Raw genomic sequence first — 22517 nt, 5'->3', positions numbered from 1 at the left:
CTATCTGTACCAAATTAACGCGATGCGCAGGGCGTGACGCGTGAAGCCTACAAAATGGGCAGCGCTGTCGTTTCCTTGATCTTTTCGAGCGAAAAGCTCGATTTCACATCGATCACCGACGGATGGCGCAGCAACTGATCCTGCACGAAGCGCGAAAAGTGCGCCATGTCCTCGACCTGGACGCGCAGCAGGTAATCCATCTCACCCGTCATCGCGTGACACGCGACCACTTCGGGCCACGTCTGCACGGCCGCGCCGAACAGATCGGCGTGCGTAGCCTCGCCATGCGGACTGAACGCGCGACCGCCACCCTTCTCCAGCCGCACGTTGACATACGCAAGCAGGTCGAGTCCGAGACGCTGCGCGTCGAGTAGCGCGACGTAGCCGCGAATCACGCCGCTTTCCTCGAGCCGGCGAATCCGCCGCAGGCACGGACTCGGCGACAGATTGATCCGCTCCGCAATCTCCTGATTCGACAGCCGGCCGTTTTCCTGAAGGATCGCCAGAATGCGGCGATCGATCGCATCTATCTCGCTATTAGCCATGTTCTGCCACGTCTCGTTCGAATCGAGCCATAAAGTAGCTGAAGAGTAGCGATGTGCGATTAAGTTCGCAAGTTCTTGCCTCCATCGCAGTTCTACACTTGCCCTATCCGGTCGCGCTCAGCCGACCGTCCCGCGCGCTCACCGCCAGCGCGCCTCGGCAACCCCGTACATGGGATCGGAGACAGACAATGCAGGTTTCTACTTGGGAAAATCCGGTCGGCACCGACGGCTTCGAATTCATCGAATACACGGCGCCGGACCCGAAAGCGCTCGGCAAACTATTCGAACGGATGGGCTTCACGGCCGTCGCGCGACATCGTCACAAGGACGTGACGCTGTATCGTCAGGGCGACATCAACTTCATCGTCAACGCGGAGAAGCATTCGTTCGCGCAGCGCTTCGCGCGCCTGCATGGCCCGTCGATCTGCGCGATCGCGTTTCGCGTGCAGGACGCCGCGAAGGCTTATGCTCAAGCGCTCGAAAAAGGCGCTTGGGGATTCGACAACAAGACCGGCCCGATGGAGCTGAACATCCCAGCGATCAAGGGCATCGGCGATTCGCTGATCTATTTCGTCGACCGCTGGCGCGGCAAGAACGGCGCGGCGCCGAACAGCATCGGTGACATCGACATTTACGACGTCGACTTCGAACCGATTCCCGGCGCGAACCCCAATCCGGTCGGCCACGGCCTGACTTATATCGATCACCTGACGCATAACGTGCATCGCGGCCGCATGCAGGAATGGGCCGAGTTCTACGAGCGCCTGTTCAACTTCCGCGAGGTGCGCTACTTCGACATCGAGGGCAAGGTGACGGGCGTGAAGTCGAAGGCGATGACTTCGCCGTGCGGCAAGATCCGCATTCCGATCAACGAGGAGGGCTCGGACACCGCCGGTCAGATCCAGGAATATCTGGACGCGTACCACGGCGAAGGCATCCAGCACATAGCGCTCGGCACCAGCGACATCTACCGCACCGTCGACGGCCTGCGCGCATCGAACATTTCGCTGCTCGACACGATCGACACCTACTACGAACTCGTCGACCGGCGCGTGCCGAATCATGGCGAGCCGCTCGAGGAACTGCGCAAGCGCAAGATCCTGATCGACGGCGCACCGGACGATCTGCTGCTGCAGATCTTCACCGAAAACCAGATCGGCCCGATCTTCTTCGAGATCATCCAGCGCAAGGGCAATCAGGGCTTCGGCGAGGGCAACTTCAAGGCGCTGTTCGAATCGATCGAGCTCGATCAGATTCGCCGCGGTGTCGTGCAGGATAAGACCTGACCACGATGACTCGCGCCTGATCGGCGCGCGGAAGAAAAAAGGGCGAAGATCGCAGGATCCTCGCCCTTTTTCGTTTGCACGCCGCCGCTCTCTCCGAACCGGCGGCCGGTTGTCACAAGACGCGCGCGATGCGGCGCGTCAAGAATTCTGCCTGTACTCGTTGCTGCCGGTCGCACCGTCGATCGTTCCCGCCTGCGCTGGCGCGACCTGCGCCGTGCGAACGATCGCGTTCGACAGCGCCCCCGTGCTGCCCGGATTCGAGTGCATCGGCGCGCTCATCGCGAAGAAAGCGGCGGAAACCATCAGGAACGTCTGGATGTTTCTTGTGTGCATGCGTACTCCTTTTCTAACTACCCTGCTGTCCAGAAGCTGCGCAGAATGCGCAGCGATCGGCATCGCTCGCAGGCCGGGGATTAGACAGTGGTTTTCACTGCGGTTCCGCACGTTTGTAGGTTTTACAGCTTGTTACATGCCCAAGTGCAACCCAACTCGATTCCGCCGAAAATGCGTGCCAACTGTTGACAACCCGCAGCCAACTTGCCGCGAAACCATCTGAATTCAGACCGCGCACAGGCGATTTCTGATCTGCTGCGGCGGGTTTCCACCAGTGCTACCATCGCTTGAAACCCGTCAATATGACGACCCCGGCCCCAGCATTCACGAGATGCCGGGAGCCAGAAAAGTTTTGGTGATCCCAAGCTGAAGTGGAGGAGTACACATAATGAATGCCCCGCTAGACGCAGGTCAGCGAGCCTCGCTCGAAGCCGCGTTGTCTTCCGTCACGCTCGACGACAAATACACCCTCGATCGCGGCCGCGCTTACATGAGCGGCATCCAGGCGCTGGTGCGTCTGCCGATGCTGCAGCAGGAACGCGACCGCGCCGCCGGCCTCAATACGGCCGGCTTCATCTCCGGCTACCGCGGTTCCCCGCTCGGCGGACTCGACCAGTCGCTGTGGAAAGCCAAAAAGCATCTGTCCGCGCATCAGGTCGTGTTCCAGCCCGGCGTCAACGAAGACCTCGCGGCCACCGCCGTGTGGGGTTCGCAGCAGGTCAACCTGTACCCGAGCGCCAAATACGACGGCGTGTTCTCGATGTGGTACGGCAAGGGCCCCGGCGTCGACCGTTCCGGCGACGTCTTCAAGCACGGCAACTCGGCCGGCTCGTCGCGGCACGGCGGCGTTCTGGTGCTCGCCGGCGACGATCACGCGGCGAAATCCTCGACACTCGCGCACCAGTCCGAACATATATTCAAGGCATGCGGGCTGCCGGTGCTGTTTCCTTCGAACGTGCAGGAATATCTGGACTTCGGCCTGCACGGCTGGGCGATGAGCCGCTACTCCGGCCTGTGGGTCGCGATGAAGTGCGTGACCGACGTGGTCGAATCGTCCGCATCGGTCGATATCGACCCGCACCGCACCAGCATCATCCTGCCGGAAGACTTCGTGATGCCCGACGGCGGCCTGAACATCCGCTGGCCCGATCCGCCGCTCGTGCAGGAAGCGCGTCTGCTCGACTACAAGTGGTACGCGGGCCTCGCCTATGTGCGCGCGAACAAACTCGATCGCGTCGAAATCGATTCGCCGCATGCGCGCTTCGGCATCATGACCGGCGGCAAGGCCTATCTCGACGTGCGTCAGGCGCTCACCGATCTCGGCCTCGACGATGAAACCTGCTCGCGCATCGGCATCCGGCTGTACAAGGTCGGCTGCGTCTGGCCGCTCGAAGCGCAAGGCGCGCAGGCCTTCGCGCGCGGCCTCGACGAAATTCTCGTGGTCGAGGAAAAGCGCCAGATCCTCGAATACGCGATCAAGGAAGAGCTGTACAACTGGCCCGACGCGCAACGCCCGCGCGTGTTCGGCAAGTTCGACGAAAAAGACGGCGCCGGTGGCGAGTGGTCGGTGCCGATGGGCAACTGGCTGCTGCCGGCGCACTACGAGTTGTCGCCCGCGATTATCGCGAAGGCAATCGCCACGCGGCTGGACAAGTTCGATCTGCCGTCGGACGTGCGCGCCCGCATCGCCGCGCGCATCGCGGTGATCGAAGCGAAGGAAAAGGCGCTCGCGCGGCCGCGCGTCGAAGTCGAGCGCAAGCCGTGGTTCTGCTCGGGCTGCCCGCACAACACGTCGACCAACGTGCCGGAAGGCTCGCGCGCGATGGCCGGCATCGGCTGTCATTACATGACGGTCTGGATGGACCGCAGCACCAGCACGTTCAGCCAGATGGGCGGCGAAGGCGTCGCGTGGATCGGCCAGGCACCGTTCACGAACGATAAGCACGTGTTCGCCAATCTCGGTGACGGCACCTACTTCCACTCGGGGCTGCTCGCGATCCGCGCGGCGATCGCGTCGAAGGCGAACATCACCTACAAGCTGCTGTACAACGACGCGGTCGCGATGACCGGCGGCCAGCCGGTCGACGGCGTGCTGACCGTGCCGCAGATCACGCATCAGCTCGCCGCCGAAGGCGCGGCGAAGATCGTCATCGTCACCGATGAGCCGGAGAAGTACGCGGCGAACGTCGGCCTCGCGCCCGGCGTCGACATTCATCACCGCGACCAGCTCGACGACGTGCAGCGCCAGCTGCGCGAGGTGCCGGGCACCACGATCCTGATTTACGACCAGACCTGCGCGACCGAAAAGCGCCGTCGCAGAAAGCGCGGCGCGTATCCCGATCCGGCACGGCGCGTCGTGATCAACGAGGCGGTGTGCGAAGGCTGCGGCGACTGCTCGGTGAAGTCGAACTGCCTGTCGGTCGAGCCGCTCGACACCGAGTACGGCACGAAGCGCCAGATCAACCAGTCGACCTGCAACAAGGACTTCTCGTGCGTGAACGGGTTCTGCCCGAGCTTCGTCTCCGTTGAAGGCGGCCAATTGCGCAAGCCGAAGGCGGCGCCGGGCGCCGGCGCGGAAATGCCACCGGTGCCGGACCCCGAGTTGCCGTCCATCGAACGTCCGTACGGCGTGCTGGTGACGGGCGTCGGCGGCACCGGCGTCGTTACGATCGGCGCGCTGCTCGGTATGGCCGCGCATCTCGAGAGCAAGGGCGTCACCGTGCTCGACGTCACCGGCCTCGCGCAGAAAGGCGGCGCCGTGATGAGCCACGTGCAGATCGCGAACCACCCCGCCGACATCCACGCGACTCGTATCGCGATGGGCGAAGCGAGCCTCGTGATCGGCTGCGACGCGATCGTAACCGCCAGCGACGAATGCGTGTCGCGCATGCAGGCGAACCGCACGCGCGTCGTGCTTAACAGCGCGCACACGCCAACGGCCGAGCTGATCAAGAACCCGAACTGGCGCTTCCCCGGCAGCAGCACCGAAGCCGACGTGCGCGCCGCGGCCGGCGACGACAACGTCTCGGCCGTCGACGCAAATCACTTCGCGGTCGCGCTGCTCGGCGACGCGATCTACACGAACCCGTTCGTGCTCGGCTACGCGTGGCAGCGCGGCTGGGTGCCGCTCACGCACGAGTCGCTGATTCGCGCGATCGAGCTGAACAACGTGCAGGTGGAGAAAAACCGTGCCGCGTTCGAATGGGGCCGGCGTGCCGCGCACGATCTGGCCGCGGTGCGCAAGCTCGCGCAAACGCAGGGGCGCGGCGAGTCGGCCGACAACGCAAACGGCAAGATCATCGCACTGCATACGCCGAAGGCGCTCGACACGCTGATCGACAAACGCGCCGACTATCTGACCGCCTGGCAGAACAGTGCGTACGCGCAGCGCTATCGCGCGCTGGTGTCGCAGGTGCGGGCCGCGGAAGAAGCGCTCGATTCCGCCGACGGCCGAATGCCGCTGACCGAAGCGGTCGCGAAGAACCTGCACAAGCTGATGGCGTACAAGGACGAATACGAGGTCGCGCGTCTGTACAGCGACCCGGCGTTCATCGAAAAGCTGAACGCGACGTTCGAAGGCGACTGGAAGCTGCATCTGCATCTCGCGCCGCCGACGCTATCGAAAAAGGACGCGCACGGCCATCTGATGAAGAAGAAGTACGGTCCGTGGATGTTCCGCGCGATGCACGTGCTCGCGAAGCTCAAGTTCCTGCGCGGCACCGCGCTCGACGTGTTCGGCAACACCGAGGAGCGTCGCACCGAGCGCGCGCTGATCGGCGAATACGAGGCATTGGTGCGTGAATTGATCGGCGGACTGACTGCGCAGAAGCGCGATCTCGCGGTCGAGCTCGCGAATCTGCCCGACGGCATCCGCGGTTATGGGCACGTCAAGGAGAACAACCTGAAAGGCGTGCGCATCAAGTGGAACGAGCTGCTCACGCGTTGGCGTTCGTCCGATGCAGGCAAGACGACGCAGCACGCGGCCTGATCGACTCTGGCAGTTGAACTGAAAAGCGGCGGTCTTCACAGACCGCCGCTTTTTTTGGGGGGCGCAAAAAAACGCGCTACGGAACCGGAGTTCCGTAGCGCTTTTGCCGAGGCCGTCGCGTGCGCGTTACTTCGCGTTCACCGACTTGCGCGCGTTCGCCGAAGCGACCGCCGTCATGTTGATGATCCGGCGCACGGTCGCGGCCGGCGTCAGGATATGCACCGGCTTTTCCGCGCCGAGCAGGAACGGGCCGACCGTCACGCCCTCGCCGCCCACCACCTTCAGCAGGTTGTACGCGATGTTCGCCGCTTCGACGTTCGGCATGATCAGCAGGTTCGCTTCGCCGGCGAGCGTCGTGCCCGGGAACGCGGCCTTGCGGACCGCCTCCGACAGCGCGGCGTCGCCGTGCATTTCACCGTCGATTTCGAGCGACGGCGCGCGTTGCGTAATCAGCTTGCGCGCCGCGGCCATGCGCTGCGACGACGACGACGGCGCGCTGCCGAAGTTCGAGTTCGACAGCAGCGCGACCTTCGGCGTGATACCGAACTTCTCGATTTCGCGCGCGGCGAGCATCGTCATGTCGGCGAGCTGCTCGGCGGTCGGCACTTCGTTCACGTACGTGTCGCAGATGAACAGGTTGCGGCCCGGCAGCATCAGCAGGTTCATCGCGGCGAAGTTATCGACGTTGTCGGCCTTGCCGAGCACCTGCTCGATGAAGTTCAGGTGCGTGTGGTACTGGCCGATCATCCCGCAGATCATGCCGTCCGCATCCCCGAGATGCACGAGGATCGCGCCGATCAGCGTGTTGAACTTGCGCATCGCCGCCTTCGCGACGTCGGGCGTCACGCCCTCGCGCGCGCCGATTTCGTGATACGCCTGCCAGCTCTTGTGATAGCGCGGATCGTCTTCCGGATCGACGATCTCGACGTCTTCGCCGCACTTGAGCTTCGAGCCCATCTTCTTCAGACGCATCTCGATCACCGACGGACGGCCGACCAGGATCGGCTTCGCGATCTTTTCGAGCAGCACGAACTGCGCGGCGCGCAGCACGCGCTCGTCTTCGCCTTCCGCGAACACGATGCGCGCCGGCGCCGACTTCGCCGCCGCGAACACCGGCCGCATCACCATGCCCGAGCGATAGACGGTCGCGCCGAGTTGTTCGCGATACGCGTCCATGTCCTGGATCGGACGCGTCGCGACACCCGAATCCATCGCAGCCTGGGCGACGGCCGGCGCGATCTTGATGATCAGGCGCGGATCGAACGGCTTCGGAATCAGGTATTCGGGACCGAATTCGAGCGAGTGGCCTTCGTAGGCCTTCGCGACTTCATCGCCCTGGTCGGTTTCCTCGGCCAGCTCGGCGATCGCGCGCACGCACGCGAGCTTCATTTCTTCGGTGATCGTCGTCGCGCCCACGTCGAGCGCGCCACGGAAGATGAACGGGAAGCACAGCACGTTGTTGACCTGGTTCGGATAGTCCGAACGGCCGGTCGCGATGATGCAGTCCGGACGCACCTTGCGCGCTTCTTCCGGACGAATTTCCGGCTCCGGGTTCGCGAGCGCGAGAATCAGCGGCTGCGAGCCCATTTCGGCGACCATCTCCGGCTTTAGCACGCCGGCGCTGGAGCAGCCGAGGAACACGTCGGCGCCACGAATCGCATCGGCGAGCGAGCGCGCTTCGGTGTGCGCCGCATAGCGTTCCTTCGACGGATCGAGGTTGCCGCGCCCTTCGTAGATCACGCCCTTCGAGTCGGCGACGATAATGTTCTTCTTCGACAGACCGAGATTGACGAGCAGATCCAGACACGCAATCGCCGCCGCGCCCGCGCCCGAACAAACCAGCTTCACTTCGTCGAGCTTCTTGCCGACCACTTTGAGGCCGTTCAGGATCGCCGCCGACGCGATAATCGCGGTGCCGTGCTGATCGTCGTGGAAGACCGGAATCTTCATACGTTCGCGCAGCTTCTTCTCGATGTAGAAGCACTCGGGCGCCTTGATGTCCTCGAGATTGATGCCGCCCAGTGTGGGCTCGAGCATCGCGATCGCCTCGACGAGCTTGTCCGGATCGGATTCGGAGAGTTCGATGTCGAACACGTCGATGCCGGCGAACTTCTTGAACAGACACCCCTTGCCTTCCATCACCGGCTTCGCGGCGAGCGGGCCGATGTTGCCGAGGCCGAGCACCGCAGTACCGTTCGTGATCACGCCGACCAGGTTGCCGCGCGACGTGTACTTCTGCGCGTCGAGCGGTTCATCGTGAATCGCCATACAGGCTGCGGCCACGCCCGGCGAATACGCGAGCGACAAATCTAGCTGGTTCGACAGCGGCTTGGTGGGCGTCACCGAAATCTTGCCAGGTTTCGGATTCTGGTGATATGCGAGAGCGCTTTGCTTCAGTTGTTCGTCCATTTCTAGGCCTGCGAGACGTAAGTGATTGGGCCCGGCGCCCCACACCGTTGCGGCGTTTTCATCTGTCGAATGGATAGCCGACCGAGGCGGTTTTCGCACGCGCCCGGCAAGGCGCGATGGCTTACCTCGACGAAGACGGGACGATGTGGAGTGCTTCGCGGGTCGATCAGTGTACACCCCGGATGTGTCGATGCACTGAGTGGTTAACAGAACTCGCAATTGGCGAAACAGCCGCTATAAATGCAGAGTCGCTGCATCCGGCAGTGTTTTTGCGCCATGTGGCGGCGACACGCTCAATCGAGCTCGGCGCCGCGTCGTTCAGGGATCAGAAATAGTGTCGCGAAGATGTCGAGCAGATAAATCGACGCGAGCAGCGCGAGCGCCGCGCCGAACGAGTAGCGCGCCGCCAGCGCGCCCACCACCACCGGCCCAAAGCCGCCCACCGCGCGGCCGGCGTTGAACAGCACGTTTTGCGCGGTGGCGCGCGCATCGGTTGGATAGAGCTCCGAAATCAGCGCGCCATAGCCGCCGATCATGCCGTTCACGAACACCCCCATCGCCGCGCCGCCAATCAGCAACGCCATCGGCGTCGTCAGTTGCGCATAGACGAACACCATCACGACGGCGCCCGCCTGGTAGAACAGGAACGTCGGTTTACGGCCGAAGCGGTCGGCGGCGATGCCGAATAGCCAGATGCCGGCCGCCATGCCGAGAATCGTCGCGGCGGTCCATAGCCCCGATTTGGTCAGCGAATAGCCGAAGGTCTTCGACAGATAGCTCGGCAGCCAGATCATCAAGCCGTAATAGCCGAAGTTCTGCACCGAGCACAGGATCGCGACGCCGAGGCTCGCGCGCGTCGTGCGCGCATCGACGAACAGCAGTTTCAGCGGCAGCTTGCGCATGCCGCGCGCGACGCGCTGGTTGAAAAGCGCCGGCTCCTCGACGCGGCGCCGCACGAAGAACGATACGACCGCCGGCGCCAGCCCGAGCGCGAACATGCCGCGCCAACCGATCACCGGCAGCAGGAGCGGCGTCAGCAGCGCGGCCGCCAGCACGCCGAGCTGCCAGCCAAGCCCGACATACGACGACACCCGCGCCCGCTGCGACGCCGGCCACGCTTCGGCGACCAGCGTCATACCGATGCCGAATTCGCCGCCCAGCCCGATGCCGGCGATGGTCCGGTAGATCAGCAGGTCCGTGTAGCCCTGCGCGAGCGCGCACAGGCCGGTGAACACCGCGAAGATCAGGATCGTCCAAGTCAGCATGCGCACGCGGCCGAAATAATCGCTGAGCACGCCGAACAGCACGCCGCCCGCGACTGCGCCGATCAACGTCCATGTAACCAGCGCGCCAGCCTGCGACGAGCTTAGATGCAGATCGGCGGCGATCACAGGCAGCATGAAGCCGAGGATCAGCAGATCGAAGCCGTCCATCGCGTAGCCCAGCAACGACGCGAGCAGCGCGCGGCCCGCATGGCCCGGCTTGACGGCCGAACGGGTTTCGGTGGCGGAGGCAGAGGCGGGTGGGGCGGCGTTCATTGAAAGCATTCCGTTGGTCTGGGGGCGGCCGTGTGGGTTGCCGCCTGGGGAAAGTCGCGTGAGTGTAAAGGCGGCCTCAGCCGGTCACAAGACGATGCGCGCGCCGAACCGTCCGCTGGCGGCGCCTCCGCGTACGACGGCCTCCTCGGTGCGACCCATTTCAGGTAAAATAACGGCCCACGCGCGCAGCAAAAGCCGGTCTGTGCTCTTCCCCCGGCCGCGTATCCCGCCCAGCATGGCGCGGCATACCCCGCATGCTGCGCCACCGGGCCCGGCGCCCGCTTCTCCCCCGCTCACTCCGAAGGATCCGCCCATGACAGGCTTCGATCGCCAGACGATCTCCGACACCACCGCCAAAATGCTGCTCGAAGTGCAAGCAGTGCATTTCAACGCGGAGAAACCGTATATTTTCACGTCCGGCTGGGCGAGCCCGGTGTATATCGACTGCCGCAAGCTGATCTCGTATCCGCGCGTGCGCCGCGGCCTGATGGAAATGGCCGAAGCGACGATCCTGCGCGACGTCGGCTATGAGCAGATCGACGCGGTCGCCGGCGGCGAAACCGCGGGTATCCCGTTCGCGGCATGGCTGTCCGACCGCCTGATGGTGCCAATGCAGTACGTGCGCAAGAAGCCGAAGGGTTTCGGCCGCAACGCGCAGATCGAAGGTCTGCTGACCGAAGGCCAGCGCGTGCTGCTCGTCGAAGACTTGACGACCGACAGCCGCAGCAAGATCAACTTCATCAACGCGCTGCGCACCGCCGGCGCGACGGTGAACCACTGCTTCGTGCTGTTCCACTACAACATCTTCAAGGAAAGCGTGTCGGTGCTGAAAGACATCGACGTCGATCTGCACGCGCTCGCCACGTGGTGGGACGTGCTGCGCGTCGCGAAGCAAAACAACTACTTCGACACGAAGACGATCGACGAAGTGGAGAAATTCCTGCACGCGCCGGCCGAATGGTCCGCGGCGCATGGCGGTGCGACGTCTGCGCCGCAATAAAGCCATCGTGGTAAAGCAGTGACAATAAAAACGTAGCCGCTTTATGCGAATTGAATAAAAAGCCGCCTGTTGCAAAACAGGCGGCTTTTTTTATCGCCGATTGTTTATTGCCGCTTGCCGTTCGCGGATTACGCGGCGGACAAAACGAGGCGCGATATCAGGACTCGTTCGTGATGCTCCTGATCGAGTTCGACGACAGATTCAGCAAACCATTGCTCTGTGCATACTGAAACAGTTGGGAGTCGCGATCGATTCCGAGCTTGCGCATGGCCGCATTTTTCTGCGTGCTGATGGTCTTGATGCTGCGATTCAAACGCTCCGAAATTTCCTTGATCGTCATACCCGATACGAACAGCCGCACGACTTCGAGTTCGCGCCGCGACAGCTTCGAGTCGTCGCGCTTGCCGGCCGAATTGACCCGCAACCCTTCGAGCACCGCCTTCACCGACGGACTCATATAAGTCATGCGACGGCCGACGTGCTGTACCGCAAGCGCAATATGGCTCAGATCGTCCGACTTGTTCACGACCGACGTCACGCCCAGCTCCTTGAGCCGTTTCAGCAAGGCGGCGTTCTCGAGCATGGTGAGCACGACGATCGGCAGGTTCCGGAAATTGCGGCGCAAATAGTCGATCAGTTGCAAGCCATCGCCGTACTGGCCGCCCGGCATGGCCAGGTCGGTGACGAGCACGTCGCATTCGGTGGATTGCAACAATTTGATGAGTTCAGTCGACTGTCTTGCGCGCCCAACGACTTGCATACCGGGAAATTTGTGAAGCGCATTTTCGGCACCAAACAGAATAACCGGATGATCGTCTGCCACCACGACCCTGAGTGAAACTTGCATCGTCCTCCTCTGGACGGATAAACCGGTCTCCACAACTCCTAACACTTCTTTCGACGCTCGCTATTTAAACGAGACAAATACAGCCAGGGTCGCACGATAATCCTCTTACTATAGCTGATTTCCTATCTGCTAATTCCGCGGGACGCGAACAGATTGCGTCGCAGAGCTAATCAGCGCTGGTGTTAGACTTTATTCGACCTTGGGGCACAATTCAGGACAACGACCATCGCGAGGACCCGCGCCTCGCGCCCTGACAGGAGAACCGGCATATGCGCGTGCGTTGCCTGGTTGTTTCGTTGGCTTCATCGTGGCGGCATCGATCGCTCGCCGTCGGCGCGATGCTTGCACTATTGGCGGCGCATGGTGCCGGTGCCCGGGCCGACGAGCCGTTCACGCTGACGAGCGCGAGCGTGCGCGCGGGCGGCGCCGTGCAGAATGCGCAGGTGTTCGACCAGAACGACTGCAAGGGCGGCAACCGTTCACCGCAGCTCTCATGGCGCGCCGCACCAGCCGGCACGCGCGGCTTCGCGATCACGATGTTCGACGAGGACGCGCCGGGACGCGGCTGGTGGCACTGGGCGGTCGCGGGCATCCCTGCCACGGTCGACAGCCTGCCCGAGAATGCCAGTTCGTCCGGTTTCCTGCGCAAGCTCGGCGCGGTCGAAGCGCGCAACGACTTCGATACCGACGGCTATGGCGGCCCGTGCCCGCCGCCCGGCAAACCGCATCGCTATATCATCACCGTGTACGCGCTGAACTCTGCCGATCTGCGTCTCGCGCAAGGGCGTCCCGCGTTGATGTTCGATCACGAGATCGGCACGGCCGCGATCGGCAGCGCGAAGCTGGTGGTCAATTACGCGCGCTAGTGGCGGTCAGCGCGGCCGTCATGGCGCGCCACCCCGCCGCCTCGCGTTTCGTCTCCGATCACCTGCGGGTCGCCTTGCTGGAGCAGTCCATGTCGAAGATCGTCATCGTTTATCACAGCGGCTACGGCCATACGAAGAAGGTTGCCGAAGCCGTCCTCGCGGGCGCACTCGAAGCCGGTGCGCATGCGAAGTTGATGCCGGTCGGCGACCTCGACGACGCCTCGTGGGACGAGCTCGCCGCCGCCGACGCGCTGATCTTCGGCGCGCCGACCTACATGGGCGGCCCGTCTGCCGACTTCAAGAAGTTCGCCGATGCGAGCTCGAAGCCGTGGTTCGCGCAGGCGTGGAAAGACAAGATCGCGGCCGGCTTCACGAACTCGGCGACGATGAACGGCGACAAGTTCTCGACGATCCAGTACTTCGTCACGCTGGCGATGCAGCACAGCATGATCTGGGCGGGCACCGGCATGATGCCGTCGAACACGAAGGCCGCGACGCGCAACGATCTGAACTTCGTCGGCGGCTTTACCGGCCTGCTCACGCAATCTGCGGCCGATGCGTCGCCCGACGAAGCGCCGCCGCCGGGCGATCTCGAAACCGCACGCCTGTTCGGCGCGCGCATCGCCGGCGTCACTGCGCGCTGGAACGCGGCGCGCGGCTGATGGCTGCATGCACTGAAGGGCGCCCAAACGGCGTCGCGCCGCATCGATGGTGCATCTTCGGTCATCAGTCAGCATTTGCCGCACAGCGGGTCACGCCGATGTCACGTTGCGCGCGCATCGTCGTTTTTTCGCGCTGCACCGCACTGGCCCGGCGATGACGTCTTAAAATAACGTTCCGGCGCGGCGTCGCGCCCCGTTTCCAGCGAGTGAGATTGAGATGAGCACGAAAGTTTTTGTCGACGGACAGGAAGGCACCACCGGCCTGAAGATTTTTGAATACCTGTCGCAGCGCGCCGACGTCGAAATCGTGCGTATCGAAGAAGCGAAGCGCAAGGATCTGGACGAACGCCGTCGTCTCATCAACGCATCGGACGTCACGTTCCTGTGTCTGCCCGACGTCGCCTCGCGCGAATCCGCTTCGCTCGTCGAGAACGACCGCACGGTGCTGATCGACGCGAGCACCGCGTTCCGCACGTCGCCCGACTGGGCGTACGGCCTGCCTGAGCTGGCCCGTTCGCAGCGCGAGCGGCTGCGCACCGCCAAACGCATCGCCGTGCCGGGCTGCCACGCCTCGGCATTTGTGCTCGCAATGCGTCCGCTCGTCGCAGGCGGCGTAGTCGCGCCCGAGTTCGCCGCGCACGCGTACTCGATCACCGGCTATAGCGGCGGCGGCAAGAAGATGATTGCCGACTACGAAGCCGGCGGCAACGACAGGCTAAAGAGCCCGCGCCCGTACGCGCTCGGCCTCACGCACAAGCATCTGCCGGAAATGGCCGCGCATACGGGCCTGAAGTCGGCGCCGATCTTCACGCCGATCGTCGGCGACTTCTACAAGGGCCTCGCGGTCACCACGTACTTCTCGCCGGGTCAGCTCGCGAAGAAGACGACGCCGCAGGACCTGCAGGCTCTGTTCGCCGAGTACTACGCAGGCGAAGCATTCGTGCACGTCGCACCGTTCGACGCCGATGCGAACCTCGACAACGGCTTCTTCGATGTGCAGGCGAACAACGACACCAATCGTGTCGACCTGTTCGTGTTCGGCGATGAGGAGCGCTTCGTGACCGTCGCGCGTCTGGACAATCTCGGCAAGGGAGCGTCGGGTGCGGCGATCCAGTGCATGAATCTCGCGATCGGCGCGGCCGAAGACAGCGGTTTGACACGCTAAGCGAGTCGGCTCGCGGGCCTCACCGCGAGCTACGAAAACGAAAAAGCCGGTCTTTACAGACCGGCTTTTTTCGTTTCAATACCGCGAACCCGATCACTTCCTACGTGGCCGTGTCGTATAAGTTCTGAGCTTGGTTTTCCACGTTCGCGGCCGCGCTTTGCGCACATGCGGCGAATTCCGGGCAAAAAAAAAGCCCGCCTAGGTTGGCGGGCTGAATCCATATCAGAGGAGACATGGAGGAGACAAGACGTACTATAGCAAACCGCTTGGTGCGTTGCAACATGCAAATTAGGGTTGACCCTCGATGTTGCAAACATACAACAGCCACATTAATACGCTTGCGTTTCTCCTTGTCTGCCAGGAGGCGCGGTGCTTAGTGCCGCACCAGCGCCATCATCGCGCCGAAACCGACGAACACACCGCCCGTCAGCCGGTTGAACATCCTTGCGACGCTGCGGCTTTTCAGCTTCGCGCCGATGCGCGTGCCGAAACCCGCGTACACCAGATACCAGCTGACCTCGATCAACGCGAACGTCGCGAGCAGCACGCCGAACTGCGGCAACTTCGGCTCGGTGGCATCGATGAATTGCGGCAGCAGCGCGGCCGCGAACAGAATCGCCTTCGGATTGCTGCTCGCGACCAGAAAGCCGTTGCGAAACAGCGCGAAGCGCGAGCGCGCTGGCCTGAGCGCCAGGTCGTCGACGGTTTGCGCGGCGGCTTCGTCGGCTGGCGCACGCCATGCCTTGATGCCCAGATACACGAGGTAGGCCGCGCCGATCATGCGCAGTGCGTTGAACATGGTCGGCCATGCCGCCAGAAACACGCCGAGTCCCGCCGCCGATACCGCCAGCATCAGCACCAGCGCCGACAGACAGCCGGCCATTGTCGCGCTCGCGCGGCGCAGACCGTGCTGGGCGCCGTGCGTCATCACGAGCAGCATGTTGGGACCGGGAATCGCGGAAACGACGAAAACGGTGGCGACGAACAGCCACCAGGTATGCAGAGTCATCGAAATCGGATGTGAGGGGATCGGGCGGCCATTATGCCTTGCCGCCCAGCGTGACTTCATGCGCTCACATTAAGGCGATCGCTCGCGTGCGGCGATCGAAGCCTTTCGTCAACGGCCGGCGCGCCGCGCGGCCACCTGGCCCAGTACCGCGAAATCCTTCTCGCCGTCGCCGTGCGCGATCGCTTCGATCAGGCTGTCGCGTACCACGCTCGCGACCGGCATCGGCGTCGTCACCGCATCGGCGGCGGCGAGCGCGAGGCGCACGTCCTTGAGTCCCAGACGCGCCTTGAACAGCGCCGGTTCGAAGCGTTGCTCGGCGATCAGCTTGCCGTAGCCCGAATACACCGGTCCCGGGAACAGGCCGCTCGTGATCACGTCGAGGAAGTCGTGCATCCCGACGCCGTGGCCCGTCACGAGCGCGGCCGCTTCGCCGAGCGACTCGATCGCCGCACCGAGCATGAAGTTCGCGGCCAGTTTCATCACATTCGCCTGCTGCGGCAGCGAGCCGATGCGCCAGGTCTTCTGGCCGAGCACGTCGAAAATCGGCTGGATCCGGTCGATCGATTCGGCCGGCCCGCCCGCGACGATCGTCAGCTTGCCCGCGGCCGCGACGTCGGGCCGACCGAGCACCGGCGCGGCCACATAGTGCACGCCGCGCGACGCGTGCGCGGTCGCCAGTTCCTCGGCGAGCGCGACGGAAATCGTCGCCATGTTCGCGTGGATCAGCCCGCGCGGTGCATGTTCGAGCAGCGACGCGGTGATGACTTCGCGCAGCGCGGCATCGTCGGCGAGCATCGAGAACACGGCGTCACCCGCAAACGCTTCAGCCGGCGTGGCGACCACTTGCGCGCCCAGCGCGGCCAGCGGCTGAGCCTTTTCCGGCGAGCGGTTCCACACGCGCACCTGGTGCCCGGCTTTCAGAATGTTTGCAACCATCGCGGCGCCCATCTCGCCGAGACCGATAAAACCAATGTCCATCTATCGCTCCGTCTGCTAAAGAACCCGAAGTAAAGCACACTCATGCGACACGCGCAGGACAACACGCAGCCCGGGCGGTGCGATACTGCAGGCATGGTCACCGCGACATTCCGCTTCTACGAGGAGCTGAACGACTTCATCGCACGGCCGCTGCGCCGGCGCGCGTTCACCTGCGTGTGCGCGCGCGACGCGACGACCAAGCACATGATCGAAGTGCTCGGTGTGCCGCATACCGAGGTCGAACTGATCCTCGTGAACGGCGAGTCGGTCGGTTTCGATTATCCGCTCGCCGACGGCGACCGCGTCGCGGTCTATCCAAAGTTCGAGGCGCTCGACATCCAGCCGCTGCTGCGTGTGCGCGAGCGTCCGTTGCGCGTGATGCGCTTCATCGCCGACGCGCATCTCGGCGGCCTCGCGCCACTGTTGCGGCTGGCGGGCTTCGATACGCTGTACGACAACCACTTTCCCGACGCCGATATCGAGGCGCTCGCCGCCGCGCAACAGCGCATCGTGCTGACGCGCGACCGCGAGCTGCTCAAGCGCCGCAACATCACCCACGGCTGCTATGTGCGCGCGCTGCGGCCGCGCGAGCAGTTGCGCGAAGTGTTCGAGCGGCTCGATCTCGCGCGCAGCGCGCAACCGTTCCGGCTATGCCTGGTATGCAACGCGCCACTGCGGCGCATCGGGCGCGAGGAAGCCGGCCCGCGTGTGCCGCACGGCGTGCTGCAGCGGCACAGCCGCTTCGTCACCTGCGATGTATGCGGACGCGTGTTCTGGGAAGGCACGCATTGGCAGAGGATGCGCGCATTGATGGACAGCGTCTCCGCCAGCGCGCCGGAGCGGGTCGGCTGAGCCCGCGCGCTTGCGTACAATGCGGGTTGATCTATTTGGCAGAGGCCTTTCCGATGGCGATGAAAAAAACCGACCTTGAAAAGAACAAGGCGCTGAAACTGGGCAACGCGATGAAGCAGGCGGCCGCGAACCGCGGCGGCAAGAATGTCGCGACCGAGCCGAAAGCCGACCGGCGCGAGCAGCGCAAGCTCGATCAGGCGCAAGGCCTCGTCCCGTTTGCGTGCAAGCTCAATAGCGGGCTGGTGGAAGAGTTGAAAACGCGCGCCGCCACGCATCCGGACGGCCTGAACGGGCTGCTCGATGAAGTGATCCGCCGCGGGCTCGCGGGCTGATCGTCCCGCGCGCGATATTCGCCGCAAAAGCAAAAAGGCCAGAGCGCGAGCTCTGGCCTTTTTGCTAGCAACGCATCTGCCTTCGCCGGCCACACCGACCGGCAAGCGGCCCGGTGCAGCGGCATGGCACGCCCGACGAACGGGCGTCGGCTTAGTTCTGCGTGCCCTTGTCGTTCGTGCCGGCGGCCGAAGCTGCAGCGGAAACGTGTGCCTTCTTGCCGTGGGTCTTCAGTTGCTTGATGTGATGCTTCTTCGGTGCGCTTGCTGCTTCCGTAGCGGCGGCATCCGATGCCTGTGCGAAAGCCTGAACGGAAACGAGTGCGATCGAAGCGGCTGCGAGCGAGACGATAACTTTTTTCATGTGTTGATCCCCAAACCAGACGACTTAGTCAATGTGAATGAATACAACAGCTGCACGGTAGAGCGGGCCGGACTTCGAGGCGCCTTGCGCTCCCCGCGGGAGAGTATTACCCAAGCGTAGGCGGTTTGTCATGCGTAAAACTCGATATGTATTTTCCGGGAGACAGCCTGCTTTCAGCGTGCTTTCACGACCTGCAAGTTGCGCCAGGGACACTACCATCTCCCCGTGAAGCCGCCCGCCGCGCGCCTCACCGACCGCTTCGCCGCGCTCAAACCAGGTTCCGCAGCAGGCTCGCGGTCTCCTGCAGCGCCGGCAAAACACGGTGCAGCGCGGCGTTCGCGGACTCCTCGCCGATCGGCATGCTGACGCTGATCGCCGCGACCACCGTACCGTGCCGGTCGCGCAACGGCACCGCGACGCCGCGCACGCCGAGCTCGAGTTGCTGGTCGGTGACCACGTAGCCGTTGCGGCGGATTTCGCCGAGCACTTCCCTGAGCCGGTCGACCGTCGAATAGGTGTACGGCGTAAAAACCTTGATCGGATACGACGCGAGCCACGGGTCGATGCTGTCGGGCGGCTGAAACGCGAGCAGCACGAGCCCCGCCGACGATAATGGCGCCGGCGCGCGCGAGCCGGTCACGAAGCCGACCGCCATCGCCCGATTCACGCCGTTGCGCGCGACGTAGACGACATCGTGTTCGTCGAGGATCGCGACCAGCGCGGTTTCCTGCACGGTTGCGGTGATCCGCTGCAGGAACGGCTGCACCGTGCGCGGCAGCCGCGCCGAATCGAGGTAGGACTGGCCGAGCCGCAGCACGCGCGGCGCGAGCCAGAACAGCTTGCCGTCGGTGTCGACGTAGCCGAGCTCGCGCAGCGTCAGCAGATAGCGGCGTGCGGCCGTCCGCGAAAGGCCGGCGCGCGCGGCAACCATCGTCGGCGTCATGCGCGCGTGCTCTTCGTCGAATGCTTCGATGATCGCGAGCGCCTTCGCGGCGCCCGCGATCCAGTCCCTGTCGTCCATTTCGTTTGCTCGTGGAAAGAGCCGGGATCACGGTCCGGTTTGCAAGTCGCCTGATCAGGGCGGTCCGCACGACGGCGACCGCGCGGCCGTTGCGCGATTATCGCGCGGCTCGCGGGCTTTGCCTGCCCTGCGCGCGAGTCCCGCGTATCATGTGAGCGATTCCTTACGGGCTGCGCACCGCGTGAAGCGCCCTTGCGGCTTTCCAGCCGGATCCACACGACAAATCAGAACCAACCTTGAATCCCGACAGCCGACAACACCTGCGCGCGAACGTGCTGATGCTGATCGCCGCGATGATCTGGGGCTCCGCGTTCGTCGCACAGCGACTGAGCCTCGATACGATCGGCCCATTCCTGTTCACCGGCCTGCGCTTTCTGCTCGGGGCGCTCGTCGTGCTGACGATGATCGTCTGCGTGCGCCGCCCGGCGCTCGCCGAACTGACGAAGCGCGCGCCCGGCGGTGCACGCGAACTGCTTGGCGCGGGCGGACTGCTCGGTGTCGTGCTGGCCGAGTCAATCTCGCTGCAGCAGATCGGCCTGCAGTACACGAAGATCGCGAACGCGGGCTTCATCAGTTCGCTGTATGTGGTGATCGTGCCGCTGCTCGGCGTGCTGTTTCGCCACCGGACCGGCCTCGGTACATGGCTTGGCGCGTTGCTCGCGGCCGTTGGCATGTACTTTCTGAGCGTCGACGAGCACTTCTCGATGCTGTATGGCGACTGGTATCAGCTCGCCGGGGCGCTGGTGATTTCCGCGCAGATGATGCTGGTCGGCCGCTTCGCGGCGCGCCACGACACGCTGATGCTCGCACTCGTGCAGTTCGTGACCTGTGGGCTCGTATGTCTGTCGATCGGCCTCGTCGTCGAGCCCGTTAGCGCCGCGGTAATTGTGCGAGCCGCGCCGACCATCGTTTACGGCGGTGCGTTATCGGTCGGCGTCGCGTATACGATCCAGGTGGTTGCGCAGCGCTATGCGGCGCCTTCGCATGCGGCGGTGATTTTCAGCATGGAAGGCGTATTCGCGGCGTTCGCGGGCTGGCTCGTGCTCGGCGAAACGCTGACGGCTCGCGCATTGTTCGGCTGTGCGTTGATGCTCGCGGGATTGATCGTGTGTCAGATGCTGCCGGGCTGGAAACGCGCCCGGCAGCGTGCTCCGCAGGGGTTGTGATTGACAGCGGTTAAAACCATTCGACGCCGACGCTCGGTGCGCGATCCGCACCGGCAGGCGTCCTTCCCATTCGCCTAACTATGCTGCGCGTGGATGAGCGAATTGGCTCGGCGTATCGGCGGTCGGCGGAAACACGCACCAGCAGCCATCGTCGTGCCGAAAGAAGAACAAACCTCGCGCGCCCTCTTCCGATGAAGTTTCCACCCGCACATAACGCCGCCCGCCGGTGCGCGTGCGGCTGAACTCGGTCACGTGAACCGGCTCGGCCGGCGATGGCGAAAGCCACTTGTCGACCAGAAACCGCAACGACTGTTCGCTCGCGGTTCTCATGATCTGCTCCGGAACAGCTTGTCGCGCTGCGCATCGCGCGTGGACTCGGGACTGTCGTCGTCGCGAGTGGTGTCGCCGTTCTCGGCAGCCTCGGCGGCTGCCAGCGCCATCACCCGATTGGTCGAGGCCGCCCGCAACGATCTGCAATGGGCCGCATGTCGAAGGTCCGACAGAAGACGGACTAGCTGTCGTGCTGATCTGCGTTTCATACATCCCCCGCACTGCACCAGAAACCTCACAAAACACTTTAACTCTATGCCGGATTGTTCGCTGGGCAAATGGTTTTGACGAAATAGCAACAGTTGCGCTTGCAATAAGAAGGCGCGCAATCTTCGTACCGCGTCATCAATGTGCGCGTTCGATGGGCGAAATTCTGTGCGTTGGCGAGCGCTTCGCATCACGCGAAGCGAAGGTGCCCAGCAACGGAAGGCGTGCTTCGGAGGCGATGGTTATCCACAGCGACCTCTGAATAACTTCGGGATAGCGCGAGGAACAGCCTGTGCGCGAAATCTTGATAAAGGTGGGGGTCGGTTAACGGGTGTTCGAACTTATCCCAGTTATGTAGTTTTTCTACCGAGGTGTTCCGCAGGGTTATCGGCTTCGCATGATGTTGAAGCGGCGCGACATTTGCCACTTATCCACAGAATCGGTTAACCCTTGTTAACTACTACTACGTATGTATACGTATCAAGTAAACACCATAAGGTGAATCTGACCGCGCGCATGAGTAAAAGGCTGATCGGGACTTGATCAGCCTTGATGCGAAAGTCGCTGCGCTGCCTTCACGGCACCAGAGGCGCCGTGCCGCTCGCGGGTTCGATCGCCGCGGCTTGGCCGATCGGGCCGGATGGATGGACCGGAGAAGAGGGCGACGGCGTTGTTAACGGAACCGGTGCGGGCGCGGTTAACTGCACGGGGGCGGGCGCTGGTTGGACCGCTTGAGCGGTAGTTGGCGACAACACCTGAACCGGCACGGCCGGCGTCGCCTGAACGGCAGCGGGAGCCGCCGCCGGTACCGGCTCGGGGACCGGGTCAGGAATCGTCAGCTGGAGCGGCGTGGTTACCTGCATCGGCAGCGTGCGTGTTTCGATCGAGCTGCTCGCCACCGGCTGCGTACGCACGACGGTTTGCAAGTAATGATCGACGAGGCTGAAAAAACGGTCGTAGAACTTGCCCGACGGGATCGTTTCGCTCGAGATCTTCACCATCGCGTCGCTATTCGAGCGAATCGGCAGCGACAGCGAACCGAGCACGCTGAGCCCGACGCTCGCCGACGTATCGCTCTTCTTCAACGCGAAGCCGTTCTGCACCGCGTTCACATAAACGATGCTGGTATTGGCCGCCTCTTCGCCCGGTGTGCAGACGACGTGAAATTCGACAACCACGTGCGAATCGCCGGTCGGCTGAAAATTCTTCGTGCCATCCACGGTATCGGGGCGCGACATCGTCGTCAGATAGCCTTGGCTCAGCAGTGCGCGGCGCGCGGCTTCGCAGCTATCGCCGGTGCTCGAATTGAAATTGCGCGCGTACGGGCTTGCGCCGGTTTCGAACAGTTCCTGCGTAAATTTGGGTTGCGGCGTGCTGCTGCTGCATGCCGTGAGCGCGAGCAGCCCGAACAGGGCCGCGGCGGTGGTGCGGGAGAAGGGGGTCTGCATGATCAGGTGCAAGAAGCGCCTCGTGAGCGCGAATGGGAATGCATTGTAGAGCGGGTAGCGCCACGTGCGTAAAAAGCGTGCAAGCCGGAGCCCGAACCACATTACGTCATGTAACACAGCACATCAATTGGATGCACGAAGCCCGGCCTTCGCAGCGCATACGGGCTAGAACGG

At 63.5% G+C, this 22517-nt stretch carries 20 protein-coding genes; 9 read left to right on the top strand and 11 right to left on the bottom strand.

The genetic code is table 11. From position 1 onward, the window contains the following. Window positions 1–47 precede the first annotated feature (47 nt). Window positions 48–545, bottom strand: coding sequence for an Lrp/AsnC family transcriptional regulator (locus VSR82_RS34535; RefSeq protein ID WP_013090779.1), 498 nt, complete (start codon window positions 543–545; stop codon window positions 48–50). A gap of 188 nt (window positions 546–733) precedes the next feature. Between VSR82_RS34535 and hppD the strand changes: the two genes are divergently transcribed. Beyond that, a complete protein-coding gene (gene hppD, locus VSR82_RS34530) occupies window positions 734–1831 on the top strand; it encodes a 4-hydroxyphenylpyruvate dioxygenase (protein WP_368586390.1) in 1098 nt (365 codons plus the stop codon). A gap of 138 nt (window positions 1832–1969) precedes the next feature. On the opposite strand, the gene VSR82_RS34525 is transcribed toward hppD, so the two are convergent. Then, window positions 1970–2164, bottom strand: a complete 195-nt coding sequence (locus tag VSR82_RS34525; RefSeq protein ID WP_368586389.1) for a hypothetical protein — start codon at window positions 2162–2164, stop codon at window positions 1970–1972. Between the two features lie 388 nt (window positions 2165–2552). Here VSR82_RS34525 and VSR82_RS34520 point away from each other — a divergent pair, with 388 nt between their 5' ends. Next, window positions 2553–6152, top strand: coding sequence for an indolepyruvate ferredoxin oxidoreductase family protein (locus VSR82_RS34520; RefSeq protein WP_429461683.1), 3600 nt, complete (start codon window positions 2553–2555; stop codon window positions 6150–6152). A 126-nt stretch (window positions 6153–6278) separates the two neighbouring features. Here the strand turns inward: VSR82_RS34520 and VSR82_RS34515 are convergent, their stop codons facing one another. Both VSR82_RS34515 and VSR82_RS34510 read right to left on the bottom strand, forming a co-directional pair. After that, window positions 6279–8561: an NADP-dependent malic enzyme gene (locus tag VSR82_RS34515; protein WP_368586387.1), complete on the bottom strand. Its 2283-nt coding sequence runs from the start codon at window positions 8559–8561 to the stop codon at window positions 6279–6281. A gap of 293 nt (window positions 8562–8854) precedes the next feature. Then, window positions 8855–10099 (bottom strand): MFS transporter, encoded by a 1245-nt coding sequence (locus VSR82_RS34510; protein WP_498858486.1) that lies wholly within the window; start codon window positions 10097–10099, stop codon window positions 8855–8857. 313 nt (window positions 10100–10412) lie between these two features. Here VSR82_RS34510 and VSR82_RS34505 point away from each other — a divergent pair, with 313 nt between their 5' ends. Next, window positions 10413–11099, top strand: coding sequence for an orotate phosphoribosyltransferase (locus VSR82_RS34505; RefSeq protein ID WP_013090785.1), 687 nt, complete (start codon window positions 10413–10415; stop codon window positions 11097–11099). A gap of 157 nt (window positions 11100–11256) precedes the next feature. Here the strand turns inward: VSR82_RS34505 and VSR82_RS34500 are convergent, their stop codons facing one another. Further along, entirely contained in the window at window positions 11257–11946 is a 690-nt protein-coding gene (locus tag VSR82_RS34500; RefSeq protein WP_429461680.1) for a response regulator, read from the bottom strand. Between the two features lie 269 nt (window positions 11947–12215). Between VSR82_RS34500 and VSR82_RS34495 the strand changes: the two genes are divergently transcribed. The 3 genes from VSR82_RS34495 (at window position 12216) to argC (ending at window position 14639) form a co-directional block, all read left to right on the top strand. Beyond that, complete coding sequence (locus tag VSR82_RS34495; protein WP_368586384.1) at window positions 12216–12812, top strand: YbhB/YbcL family Raf kinase inhibitor-like protein; 597 nt, start codon at window positions 12216–12218, stop codon at window positions 12810–12812. 89 nt (window positions 12813–12901) lie between these two features. Next, complete coding sequence (locus VSR82_RS34490) at window positions 12902–13474, top strand: flavodoxin family protein (RefSeq protein WP_410852567.1); 573 nt, start codon at window positions 12902–12904, stop codon at window positions 13472–13474. Between the two features lie 217 nt (window positions 13475–13691). Beyond that, entirely contained in the window at window positions 13692–14639 is a 948-nt protein-coding gene (gene argC, locus VSR82_RS34485) for an N-acetyl-gamma-glutamyl-phosphate reductase (protein WP_429461677.1), read from the top strand. A gap of 373 nt (window positions 14640–15012) precedes the next feature. Here argC and VSR82_RS34480 read toward each other — a convergent pair whose 3' ends face one another. Both VSR82_RS34480 and VSR82_RS34475 read right to left on the bottom strand, forming a co-directional pair. Continuing rightward, complete coding sequence (locus VSR82_RS34480; protein ID WP_368586381.1) at window positions 15013–15648, bottom strand: LysE family translocator; 636 nt, start codon at window positions 15646–15648, stop codon at window positions 15013–15015. 108 nt (window positions 15649–15756) lie between these two features. Next, a complete protein-coding gene (locus tag VSR82_RS34475) occupies window positions 15757–16626 on the bottom strand; it encodes an NAD(P)-dependent oxidoreductase (protein ID WP_368586380.1) in 870 nt (289 codons plus the stop codon). Between the two features lie 93 nt (window positions 16627–16719). Between VSR82_RS34475 and VSR82_RS34470 the strand changes: the two genes are divergently transcribed. Together VSR82_RS34470 and VSR82_RS34465 are read left to right on the top strand one after the other, a co-directional pair. After that, window positions 16720–17478, top strand: coding sequence for a Mut7-C RNAse domain-containing protein (locus VSR82_RS34470; RefSeq protein ID WP_368586379.1), 759 nt, complete (start codon window positions 16720–16722; stop codon window positions 17476–17478). 53 nt (window positions 17479–17531) lie between these two features. Then, on the top strand, window positions 17532–17810 hold the full coding sequence (locus tag VSR82_RS34465) for a hypothetical protein (protein ID WP_410852571.1): 279 nt from the start codon (window positions 17532–17534) through the stop codon (window positions 17808–17810). A gap of 151 nt (window positions 17811–17961) precedes the next feature. Here the strand turns inward: VSR82_RS34465 and VSR82_RS34460 are convergent, their stop codons facing one another. Together VSR82_RS34460 and VSR82_RS34455 are read right to left on the bottom strand one after the other, a co-directional pair. Then, window positions 17962–18171, bottom strand: a complete 210-nt coding sequence (locus VSR82_RS34460; RefSeq protein WP_018432578.1) for a hypothetical protein — start codon at window positions 18169–18171, stop codon at window positions 17962–17964. Between the two features lie 268 nt (window positions 18172–18439). Continuing rightward, a complete protein-coding gene (locus VSR82_RS34455) occupies window positions 18440–19192 on the bottom strand; it encodes an IclR family transcriptional regulator domain-containing protein (RefSeq protein WP_368586377.1) in 753 nt (250 codons plus the stop codon). A 236-nt stretch (window positions 19193–19428) separates the two neighbouring features. Between VSR82_RS34455 and VSR82_RS34450 the strand changes: the two genes are divergently transcribed. After that, window positions 19429–20358 carry a DMT family transporter gene (locus VSR82_RS34450; RefSeq protein WP_429461674.1) on the top strand — a complete coding sequence of 310 codons (930 nt, stop codon included), beginning with the start codon at window positions 19429–19431 and terminating at the stop codon, window positions 20356–20358. Window positions 20359–20436: 78 nt separating this feature from the next. Here the strand turns inward: VSR82_RS34450 and VSR82_RS34445 are convergent, their stop codons facing one another. Beyond that, complete coding sequence (locus VSR82_RS34445; RefSeq protein ID WP_368586375.1) at window positions 20437–20688, bottom strand: hypothetical protein; 252 nt, start codon at window positions 20686–20688, stop codon at window positions 20437–20439. Between the two features lie 782 nt (window positions 20689–21470). After that, a complete protein-coding gene (locus tag VSR82_RS34440) occupies window positions 21471–22343 on the bottom strand; it encodes a DUF2242 domain-containing protein (protein WP_429461671.1) in 873 nt (290 codons plus the stop codon). Between the last annotated feature and the right edge of the window lie 174 nt (window positions 22344–22517).

The organism is Burkholderia sp. JPY481, from assembly GCF_038900515.1.
In the GTDB taxonomy this organism is placed as follows: Bacteria; Pseudomonadota; Gammaproteobacteria; order Burkholderiales; family Burkholderiaceae; genus Paraburkholderia; species Paraburkholderia youngii.
This window is presented reverse-complemented; position numbering and strand designations above follow the sequence as displayed.

Coding starts and splice junctions, on each gene's coding strand:
- VSR82_RS34495 (WP_368586384.1), top strand. CDS start 12,216: ATGCGCGTGCGTTGCCTGGTTGTTTCGTTGGCTTCATCGTGGCGGCAT.
- VSR82_RS34520 (WP_429461683.1), top strand. CDS start 2,553: ATGAATGCCCCGCTAGACGCAGGTCAGCGAGCCTCGCTCGAAGCCGCG.
- VSR82_RS34465 (WP_410852571.1), top strand. CDS start 17,532: ATGGCGATGAAAAAAACCGACCTTGAAAAGAACAAGGCGCTGAAACTG.
- argC (WP_429461677.1), top strand. CDS start 13,692: ATGAGCACGAAAGTTTTTGTCGACGGACAGGAAGGCACCACCGGCCTG.
- VSR82_RS34505 (WP_013090785.1), top strand. CDS start 10,413: ATGACAGGCTTCGATCGCCAGACGATCTCCGACACCACCGCCAAAATG.
- VSR82_RS34470 (WP_368586379.1), top strand. CDS start 16,720: ATGGTCACCGCGACATTCCGCTTCTACGAGGAGCTGAACGACTTCATC.
- VSR82_RS34460 (WP_018432578.1), bottom strand. CDS start 18,171: ATGAAAAAAGTTATCGTCTCGCTCGCAGCCGCTTCGATCGCACTCGTT.
- VSR82_RS34490 (WP_410852567.1), top strand. CDS start 12,902: ATGTCGAAGATCGTCATCGTTTATCACAGCGGCTACGGCCATACGAAG.
- VSR82_RS34510 (WP_498858486.1), bottom strand. CDS start 10,099: ATGAACGCCGCCCCACCCGCCTCTGCCTCCGCCACCGAAACCCGTTCG.
- VSR82_RS34480 (WP_368586381.1), bottom strand. CDS start 15,648: ATGACTCTGCATACCTGGTGGCTGTTCGTCGCCACCGTTTTCGTCGTT.
- VSR82_RS34525 (WP_368586389.1), bottom strand. CDS start 2,164: ATGCACACAAGAAACATCCAGACGTTCCTGATGGTTTCCGCCGCTTTC.
- VSR82_RS34535 (WP_013090779.1), bottom strand. CDS start 545: ATGGCTAATAGCGAGATAGATGCGATCGATCGCCGCATTCTGGCGATC.
- VSR82_RS34455 (WP_368586377.1), bottom strand. CDS start 19,192: ATGGACGACAGGGACTGGATCGCGGGCGCCGCGAAGGCGCTCGCGATC.
- VSR82_RS34440 (WP_429461671.1), bottom strand. CDS start 22,343: ATGCAGACCCCCTTCTCCCGCACCACCGCCGCGGCCCTGTTCGGGCTG.
- hppD (WP_368586390.1), top strand. CDS start 734: ATGCAGGTTTCTACTTGGGAAAATCCGGTCGGCACCGACGGCTTCGAA.
- VSR82_RS34445 (WP_368586375.1), bottom strand. CDS start 20,688: ATGAGAACCGCGAGCGAACAGTCGTTGCGGTTTCTGGTCGACAAGTGG.
- VSR82_RS34515 (WP_368586387.1), bottom strand. CDS start 8,561: ATGGACGAACAACTGAAGCAAAGCGCTCTCGCATATCACCAGAATCCG.
- VSR82_RS34500 (WP_429461680.1), bottom strand. CDS start 11,946: ATGCAAGTTTCACTCAGGGTCGTGGTGGCAGACGATCATCCGGTTATT.
- VSR82_RS34475 (WP_368586380.1), bottom strand. CDS start 16,626: ATGGACATTGGTTTTATCGGTCTCGGCGAGATGGGCGCCGCGATGGTT.